This window comes from Halobacillus sp. BBL2006, from assembly GCF_000786645.1.
In the GTDB taxonomy this organism is placed as follows: domain Bacteria; phylum Bacillota; class Bacilli; order Bacillales; family Halobacillaceae; genus Halobacillus.
In genome coordinates this window covers 1-4,583 of record NZ_JRNX01000491.1, presented here as the reverse complement: position 1 = coordinate 4,583, position 4,583 = coordinate 1, and the positions used below count along the sequence as shown (strand labels likewise).

Genomic DNA, 4,583 nt, shown 5'->3' with positions numbered 1-4,583 from the left:
TCATAGATGATTTCTTTTGTTTTTTTGGATACTTGTTCTTCACTACCCTCCGTATGGAGCGACTCTGTCAACACGGCCGTGTCTCGTAATTGACCAGAGATGGATTCTGTCATATAAGATGCTGCTACTCCTCCACCTACTATAATCAACAGGGATAGTGAAAGGCTGATGATCCAGATGCGTTTCACTTTCATCCTCCTATTCTACTAACCATTCCAAGTCGGTCACTTCAACCGTATAGTCTCCTTCTTTCAAGTCATAATGGACTTTCTCAAAGGTTCCTTTGTCTCCAGGGTTCAAATAAACCGGATAAACTTTCGCTGAATCTTGCTTCACGACTTCATCTTTTTCGTTACGAATTTCATAGCTAGCGGTAACCGTACTTAAAATTTGGGTTGCGACGCTTTTTACTTTCCCGTTCACTTTGATATCTCCATACTCATCTTTCTTCAATTGGACCTCCACCACTTCAATGGCAGCATTCTGGTTTTTTAACTCATCTTTTGCCGCCTGCTGCATCGCATCTTCCATGCGGTCATGCTGAGCTTGTTCAAAGGCTTCTCTTTCTTGTTTGATTCGTTCTTTCAATTGAATCAACTTCTCATGATTCGAGACGTATTGCAGCCCTTGGTCGACAAAAGCGACCGCCTCATTGTATTGCTTATCCTCTAATGCGTCTTCCGCTTTGTTCGTTGATAAGGAAACGATCTTTTCATTTATTTTTCTACGTACCTTTGCCGTTTCTTCTAAGTTCAACCCACTCAAGGTGTTCAACTTCGCAGCCAGTTCATCGACCTCTGTAAGTTTATTCAATTCATCGTTGATTCGTCGTATGGTGATCTGTGATTGGAAATGATTCGCTTTCGGCGTGAGCGTTGCAAAAAGTTGACTTTGCTCTTCTTGAATTTGATTCTGGATCGTCGTCAACTTCTCCTCGGCTTCATTTATATGATTTGCCTCGATGTCCTTCTCTACTTCATTGAAGTCATCTACGATAGAAAGCACCGCTTGGACCGCGTTTAAATCCTCTTGCAATGGCTGGAAATCAGGACGTCGATCCACTGTCTTCACCAATAATTTCTCAGCCTGTTCGTATTTTCCGTCCAGAGCCAGCTGTTCAGCCTTCTCTTTATCCTTTATAACTTGCTCATTCACTTCTTGCTGGTGAGAATAGGTCCAAAATAATCCACCAGCTGCAACCAATAAGGCCAGCACGGGAACTAAAACAGGCAACCATACCCCGGACTTCTTTCCTCCGCTCTTCTTATGTATGTGATGTTCTTCGTTATTGTTTAAACGTGTACCACATTGGGAGCAAAAACGGGAGTCCTCGTGTACTTCTGTCCCACAATGAGGGCATAAAGTCATCGACCCGTCCTCCTTTTTTCTAATCTTTCAACTATTTTTTGGAATTTCTAACAATCACCATTATTATAGCATGAGAATCTGATCACCCGAAAACTAAAAATGAACCATTTCACCCCAAATTTCCCTATTCATTTCATCTCCCTTTTATGACAAATTTTTAAAAACTCGTGAGAGATGCACTGTCTAATTACCTGCTTGTGCATAAAATGAGGTATCCCAAGCGAGAGGAGTGTAAGTATGAGCAATCAAGCTAATGACAATAACAAGCCAAAACGAAAGCCCTCACGCAAATCCTGTTGTGGTAAAAAGAGAAAAGGCACGTCCAGATAAGATTGAAAAAGAGTCGCTCATAAAACAGCGACTCTTGCCACTTTAGCACTATTTTCCTCTGTGACCTTGTCATCAAAATGTAATCGAAATGTAGCGGGAATGTATTTGAGAATAGGATCAGAGACCTGTTATACTCCTCTCAGCTAACCTTTGAAAGGGGTAAAAAGTCATGAAGAAATCATTCATTTTATTATTTACGGTGACTTTGTATACGTTAGGTGTCCTCAATTTCGCAGCACAAAACCACAACACTGTTTATGCGGATGAAATAGACAAGCCTTCTGAGCCAAAAACAACAGCCATGGAGCTGAAAACAATAAGTTTAGATGAAAAAGATAAAGAACACAAACGTTTTGAAGAAGAGAAAAAAGAAGAACATAAGCAAACTGTTAAAGATGATGTGAAACGCACGGTGAACGTTGAAGCAACTGCTTATACAGCCTTCTGTGAAGGTTGCAGTGGAACTACCTATACCGGCATCGATCTTCGAGCTAATCCTGATAAAAAAGTGATTGCAGTCGATCCAGACATCATCCCGCTCGGTTCTAAAGTCAGAGTTCCTGGCTATGGGGTTGCTGTTGCTGGTGATATCGGTGGAGACATTCAAGGCCATCGAATAGATGTATTCATTCCTGAAGAAGGAAAAGCCTTTGATTTTGGCAGAAGACAAGTTGAGGTAGAAATCCTCGAATCATAATAAAGATAAAGAAAGCCCAGCTCTATCGTTAATTTTAGAGCTGGGCTTTCTTTATCAGTCTCTGGAAAACCTTGTCTTCTTGGCGCATCGATCAAGATAGAAACTCTCCACACCGCTTGTGTGTAAAGCGACGCCATCCTCAAGGAACCACCAAGTTCCTCTGTCTAGTTGTTTAACAATAAATTCTGAAGTCTCTCTTTCATTCATGTCTTCACTTAGTTCCAGATCATGCGTGACAACACGTTTACTATCGAGTAGAAAAATGACATGCCATTCTCTTTTACTGGGCATTTAAATCCCTCCTTTTTTTATGTAATCAGTTATATCCTGTTTACCCTGCCATGTTTTAGTTTAATCTACCTCTTATATAAAATACATGGAACATAAAAAACTACGTCTCAACCAGACGTAGTTCCAATTTCAATTATTTTTAGGGGGAGGAGCGCCAGATGTTCTCCACGAAGTTCTTCGACTTGATTTCAAACGAACAAGGAAAAACCAACGAGTGACATGTAGGCAAGCGACAGGTATAAGACATCCCTCCAATTGGTATATTGATTGTCCTGTCTTCATTTCCAGTTTACCACTTGTCCGACCAAATCGTGTTAAGTGTTCGTAAAGAGTCAGTAAGGGTTTTCTTTGTACTTCATTCTATGCAGATCGGTTTACAAATAGACGAGCCATTCGTTAGAATAGTTGCAGTTTAATAACTAAGTAAACAAATAGGAATTAGGAGGTATAGAAATGGCTCAATCAGCTTCAGCTTCCAATCAGCGGAATAAGCAGTTTTCTACTGTGGTCGCTCCGTTAAACCCGATACAAAAACCACTTGTATGGGTGGGCGTCATCGCCTCACTCCTTTTATTGATAAGCATTGTAAGTACAACGACGGTTACCCAGGGAATTTTATTCATGATCGGAATAGGATTCGGACTCGTATTGTTGTATGCACGCTTCGGGTTCACCTCAGCATTTAGACGACTCATATCCGTAGGAAACGTTCAGGGATTGCAGGCACACATGCTGATGCTCGCTGTGGCCACAACGCTATTTGCGATTATCCTTTCTACAGGATTCAGCTTTACGGGACAAGGTCCACAAGGGTATGTCTTCCCTGTTGGACTGAGCGTCGTTGCTGGTTCCTTTATGTTTGGCATCGGTATGCAAATGGGATCTGGCTGTGCATCAGGTACACTATATACAGTTGGTGGCGGAAAGTCTTCCATGATTCTGACTCTCTTCGGTTTTATTGCAGGGTCTGTCCTTGGCGCCTATCACATTGGTTTTTGGCGTGAACTTCCATCCATGCCAGCAATATCTTTGGCTCAAAGTACTGGTCTTGGCTATTTCGGGGGATGGTTATTACAAATTGCTATCTTTTTAGGAATTTACGGATTGACAGTAAAAATCGCCAAGAAAAAAAATCCTCCAAAAATGGAGCCGTTGGCAACGACAACTGGACTCAAAAAACTATGGCGAGGAGCATGGCCGCTTCTTCTAGCTGCCGTCATCATTGGTCTGTTAAACGCATTGACCTTAACAATTAGAGGCACCCCCTGGGGCATTACATCCGCTTTTGCTCTATGGGGATCTAAGTTCTTGCAAGTCTTCGGTGTCGATGTGGCCAGCTGGACGTACTGGGAAGGAAGTGACGCATTGAGTAAGAGTGTCCTTGCCGACTCAACCAGTGTAATGAACTTTGGTATTATCCTTGGTGCATTCATTGCGGCCGCGTTTCAAGGGAACTTCAAGCCTGGAAAAATCAAACCAGGTATTGCGATATCTTCCATCATTGGCGGTGCCTTGATGGGATATGGCGCACGTCTTGCCTTCGGTTGCAACATTGGTGCGTATTTTGGCGGCATCGCTTCTTTCAGTCTCCACGGCTGGGTGTGGATGATCATGGCGCTTCTCGGTACGTATCTTGCCCTGTTTATTCGCCCGCTATTTGGCTTAAAAAACCCAAGTCCAAAAGACTCCATTTGTTAAATGAAAAAAGAGACAGCTCAGAGTTTTATACTCTGAGCTGTTTTTAACTTTGGAGCAGTTAATATTTCGGTGAAGACTCAGTTTCGAGACTTTTTCATGTTTCCGTTGCCTTGGATAGAAAAAGGAGGTCCGGGAAATCACTCGCTTTCCATGGGGATGTGGTGAGACTAGCCGCTAGGCACTGGAACTAGATAACAAA

At 42.4% G+C, this 4,583-nt stretch carries 5 protein-coding genes; 2 read left to right on the top strand and 3 right to left on the bottom strand.

The annotated features are described in order from the left end of the window. Together LD39_RS14530 and LD39_RS14525 are read right to left on the bottom strand one after the other, a co-directional pair. A partial coding sequence (locus LD39_RS14530; RefSeq protein WP_035548570.1) for a hypothetical protein occupies window positions 1-188 on the bottom strand: 188 nt, incomplete at its 3' end. A gap of 10 nt (window positions 189-198) precedes the next feature. Then, a complete protein-coding gene (locus LD39_RS14525) occupies window positions 199-1,368 on the bottom strand; it encodes a zinc ribbon domain-containing protein (RefSeq protein WP_035548567.1) in 1,170 nt (389 codons plus the stop codon). Between the two features lie 499 nt (window positions 1,369-1,867). On the opposite strand from LD39_RS14525, the gene LD39_RS23930 reads away from it, so the two are divergent. Then, window positions 1,868-2,395 (top strand): 3D domain-containing protein, encoded by a 528-nt coding sequence (locus tag LD39_RS23930; RefSeq protein ID WP_081988465.1) that lies wholly within the window; start codon window positions 1,868-1,870, stop codon window positions 2,393-2,395. Window positions 2,396-2,449: 54 nt separating this feature from the next. Here the strand turns inward: LD39_RS23930 and LD39_RS14515 are convergent, their stop codons facing one another. Then, entirely contained in the window at window positions 2,450-2,686 is a 237-nt protein-coding gene (locus tag LD39_RS14515; RefSeq protein WP_035548564.1) for a hypothetical protein, read from the bottom strand. Window positions 2,687-3,139: 453 nt separating this feature from the next. Between LD39_RS14515 and LD39_RS14510 the strand changes: the two genes are divergently transcribed. After that, on the top strand, window positions 3,140-4,384 hold the full coding sequence (locus tag LD39_RS14510) for a YeeE/YedE family protein (protein WP_035548561.1): 1,245 nt from the start codon (window positions 3,140-3,142) through the stop codon (window positions 4,382-4,384). Window positions 4,385-4,583 lie beyond the last annotated feature (199 nt).